Below are 4297 nucleotides of genomic sequence, written 5' to 3'. Positions count from 1 at the left end.
AACTGCCACAGAATCGTGCGTCCAGATATGAAAGATAGGAAGCCCCATCAAAGCCGAAAGGCGGACAGATGGGCGCATATAATCGGCAAATACCGCAAATGTGGCACCTGAAGGACGGAAGATGCCGTAATAGGCAATCCCGTTAACGATCGCCCCCATGGCATGCTCGCGAATACCAAAGAGCAGATTGCGACCGGAGTGGTTGTTCTTTGTAAAGTCGCCCACTTCCTTAATATAATTCTTGGTCGAACCATGCAGATCAGCAGAACCACTAATTAATAAAGGCATAGCCTTGGCCAGGTCGTTAATAATCTGACTACCAGCTGCACGGGTTGCCACATTGGCATCCGCGGCAAATTCCTGCACACTATTGAGTAAATCAGCAGGCACATCACGAGAAATTCCAGAATCAAGCAAAGCTGCTTTTTCGGGATTTGCAGAACGCCAGGCGGCGTAAGATGCATCCCATTGCTGACGTGCTTCACCAAGCTGGGCCTTGCGGTCGGCAAAGAATGTTCGGACTTCATCGGACACATAGAATGTTTCCTCAGGCAGCCCAAGACCCTGACGGGCAGCTTCGGCAAATTTTGCCCCACCCTCACCATGTCCGGCAGAAGTACCCGCAACTTCGGGTATGCCCTTGGCAATGGTGGTTTTGATTTCAATAAAAGTAGGCTTTTCGGTGTTAGCACGGGCACGTTCAAGGGCGGCCGAGATCGCTTCCATATCATGTCCATCTTCAATCATTTCAACCGCAAATCCATAAGAGGCAAAGCGATCGATCACACTTTCGCTCTGGCTGGCATCGGCCATAGCATCGAGGGTGACATCGTTGGAATCATAAAGGATGGTCAGGTTATCCAAGGCAAGGTGACCAGCTAAGGAAGCAGCTTCCGCGGCTACCCCTTCCTGTAAACAACCATCCCCAGCTAGGGCAAATACCTGATGGTTAAAAATTTCGTGCTCGGAGGTATTGAAATGTGCGGCCGCCATTTTGGAAGCGATAGCCATACCAACCGCATTGCCAACGCCCTGTCCGAGTGGACCAGTTGTACACTCAACGCCTGGAGTCTCACCGTATTCGGGATGCCCAGGTGTTTTGCTGTGAAGTTTACGGAAGTTCTTTACCTCTTCGAGAGGGAGATCATACCCAGCGAGGTGCAACCATCCATAAAGGAACATACTGCCATGACCGGCGGACAGAATGAAACGATCGCGGTTGAGCCATTGATCGTCGGACGGATCGACTTTTAAATCTTTGCCGAACAGAACAGCCCCAACCTCGGCAGCTCCGAGGGGAAGGCCCAAATGTCCTGAACTGCAGGCGTGAATCGCGTCGATGGCCAAGCCACGGGCTTGATCAGCGGCTTGTTGTAGGATTTCTTGGTTTTGCATAACGAAGATAGATTTTATAAGAATGAAAGCGTCAATTAAAGCACCCGACTCTAAGATGGCGAGCAATTCTTGAGAAGTTCGCCAAGTGAATGAATAAAGAGAGAGGAATTACTCCTGATAAATAACATCGGTAGAGCTAAGCTCTACCAAGTTTTCTCCAGGCTCAACATCTACTTCTTTGGACCAAATGGTCACAACATTTGTTTCCACATCCTTATCGATTCCAATGACAAAATATTTATCATCAGGAGATACATTATCCATCGATGCATTTCCGTAAGGATCGGTACGGGCACGGCCCACCTTTGCAGAAAGAAGAATGGATTTTACTCCCAGAGCAATCTCTGGATTTTGAGAAACATTCTTTTCTGCCTTGGCCCACATTTCTGCAACTGACCTAACCTCCCCAGCAACCACAGGATCACTCCCGATCCCCTTGAGTAACTCTTTTAGGTCCTGAGTAGTCAGGTAAATCTCCGAAGCTTGTGCCGGTTGCATAGTACCATCTCGGGAAGGTTTGCGTGCCTGCAAAGTTAAAAAAGTTCGGCCATCAAATTGCAAGTCTTGAAAAGATGCTTTTTTAACTCCAGCCAGTGGTTGCGGAGGTGAAAGATAAGAGGATGCTTGAACTGTGGGTGAAGACTGAAGAGCAGAACTGGCAGAATTAAAAAGGCCCTGCTTGCCTTGATTAAAGGATTCTGACTTTAAAACTTTTTTAACTTCCGGGGAATCGTTTAGTAAACTGATGACCGGATGATCTGCATACTCATCTTTTAAAAGGTTATCAATGATGTCCTTGGAGTCGACCGGTGAAACATACTTTCGTTGCCCTTGGGCTAAGAATGCCTTTAAATCATCGTCTGAGGGAAGCGGAGAAGATCTTTTCGGAACCAGCAGAAGTGAAGTATCAAATAACTGCCTTTCTCTATCAGCAACATTAAGTTCTACATTTTGTTGATTACGACCGACACTTCCCGGGTATCGGGTAGATTGTTTTTTGGGGAGGGGAATAAGTCCGGGATTCTTTGCGAGTTGCTCGAGTAAATAGAATTTAGGCAAAGATCCATCCATCCTTTCAAAAACACTTACAGACTTGGGATAAAATAACGGAGTGGAAAATTTTTCCGCGGTTAGTTCTACAATTCGATCCCCACTTAATTCATCCATTCTAACAGGCACATCCAACAAAGGAGATGAAAACCACTCATCAAGAGAGTTACCTGCCAAGGACATTGCTTGGAAGTTCAAACAAAGAATTAAAATGACTGGACGGAAAGTGGGCATATTCCTAAGGGTTGCTTTAATCTAGTTAATTTCTTATAGCCTTGTAAAGATTTTCTTCTTGAAAGCATGCCCGAGAAAGAATTTTTTGAACCTTTGCACAAAATGGAAGTGCACCATCGCATAACATCTAATAGAAACAACCCTGCCTTTTTATACAGCCATAATCCAGCCACTACATATGAGCGAACAATCAAAAGAAGAATTCATGATCGAGGCCGTGGGCCTAAGTAAATACTACGGTGATTTTATTGCCGTGGAAGACTTGAACATTTCCATCCGCAAAGGCGAGGTGGTTGCCTTTCTAGGACCAAATGGTGCCGGAAAGAGTACAACAATGAAAATGCTAACTGGATATTTAGCTCCATCTGCAGGGATTGCTAAGGTGTGTGGTTTAGAGGTAGCAAATAATCGCTCGGTGGTAGCAAATCGAATCGGATACCTTCCTGAGAACGGCCCATTGTACGAGGAGATGACTCCCATAGCCCTGCTTAACTTTTTTGGAGATGCCAGAAGTATGGATCCAGCAACCAAGAGAGACCGGATTTCCCAAGTAATCGAACAATGTGCACTGCAAACCGTACTGAGCAAACCAATCGGCAAACTCTCACGCGGATTTAGGCAACGTGTGGGCATGGCCAATGTATTGTTACACGAGCCAGATGTATTGATTATGGACGAGCCCACTGCTGGGCTTGACCCCAATCAAGTTTTGGAAGTTCGTAAGACTATAAAAGGTTTGGGTAAAACGATTCTTCTTTCTACTCACATTTTACAAGAAGTGCCCGAAGTTGCGGACCGTGTCTTACTGATTAACAACGGTCGCTTAATCTTTGAAGGAACTCCAGATGAAATAAAGAGCGAATCCTCACTCGATACCTGGTTCAATAAACAAACTTTAGCTGCATAACTTTAGCACTGTCCTATGAACATCCAAGCCGTTCTCGCCGTATTTAAACGCAACCTAGCCGCATACTTTGGAAGTCCCAGCGGATATGTTTTTATCTGCGCCTTTCTTTTATCTAGTGGTTTAGCCGCTTTTTGGCCTCAGGAGTTTTTTGATTCCAATCTGGCAAACCTTGATCAATTAAACCGTTATCTACCCCTCATCCTTCTTGGCTTTATCCCCGCCATTACCATGAGTATTTGGGCAGACGAGAAGCGACAAGGCACAGATGAACTTTTGCTCACATTGCCAGGTAGTGATTTTGATGTGGTCATTGGTAAATACCTCGGAGCCGTTGCCATATTTTCAGTCTCTCTCGTTATCTCTCTGATCGCCAATTACTATGTGCTTAGCCAATTAGGCAATCCCGACTTTGGCCTTTTGGTCTCCACCTACTTGGGATATTGGTTTGTCGGACTCAGCATGATTGCTATTGGAATGGTCGCTTCTTTCCTCACCGCCAACCTCACAGTTGCTTTTGTTTTGGGTGTAGCCTTCAACTCGCCCCTTGCCTTATTACAGGATTCGGAATGGGCAATTGCGGCAAACTTTCTCGATTTTAGCCGTGGAATAATCAGTACATCGGGTATGATTTTCTTTATCGGCTTGGCCGTGGCCATGCTCTACCTATCTTCTATTTTGATTGGGCGTAGGCACTGGGTGGGGAGTCCCCAA

4 protein-coding genes are annotated in these 4297 nt (G+C 46.0%); 2 read left to right on the top strand and 2 right to left on the bottom strand.

Annotated features, from left to right (window positions below):
- The coding region (locus ACKPQ4_RS02600) for a 1-deoxy-D-xylulose-5-phosphate synthase N-terminal domain-containing protein (protein WP_407679653.1) at positions 1 to 1395 on the bottom strand (1395 nt) is incomplete at its 3' end.
- Between the two features lie 108 nt (positions 1396 to 1503).
- Complete coding sequence (locus ACKPQ4_RS02595; RefSeq protein WP_407679652.1) at positions 1504 to 2679, bottom strand: hypothetical protein; 1176 nt, start codon at positions 2677 to 2679, stop codon at positions 1504 to 1506.
- A 178-nt stretch (positions 2680 to 2857) separates the two neighbouring features.
- Between ACKPQ4_RS02595 and ACKPQ4_RS02590 the strand changes: the two genes are divergently transcribed.
- Both ACKPQ4_RS02590 and ACKPQ4_RS02585 read left to right on the top strand, forming a co-directional pair.
- Complete coding sequence (locus tag ACKPQ4_RS02590) at positions 2858 to 3586, top strand: ABC transporter ATP-binding protein (RefSeq protein WP_407679651.1); 729 nt, start codon at positions 2858 to 2860, stop codon at positions 3584 to 3586.
- A gap of 15 nt (positions 3587 to 3601) precedes the next feature.
- Positions 3602 to 4297 (top strand): ABC-2 transporter permease (locus ACKPQ4_RS02585; RefSeq protein WP_407679650.1); only part of this gene is annotated, 696 nt, incomplete at its 3' end.

Source organism: Candidatus Chordibacter forsetii, from assembly GCF_964187505.1.
In the GTDB taxonomy this organism is placed as follows: Bacteria; Verrucomicrobiota; Verrucomicrobiia; order Opitutales; family Seribacteraceae; genus Chordibacter; species Chordibacter forsetii.
The sequence above is the reverse complement of the archived record's forward strand: the minus strand, read 5'-3'. Positions and strand labels throughout refer to the sequence as shown.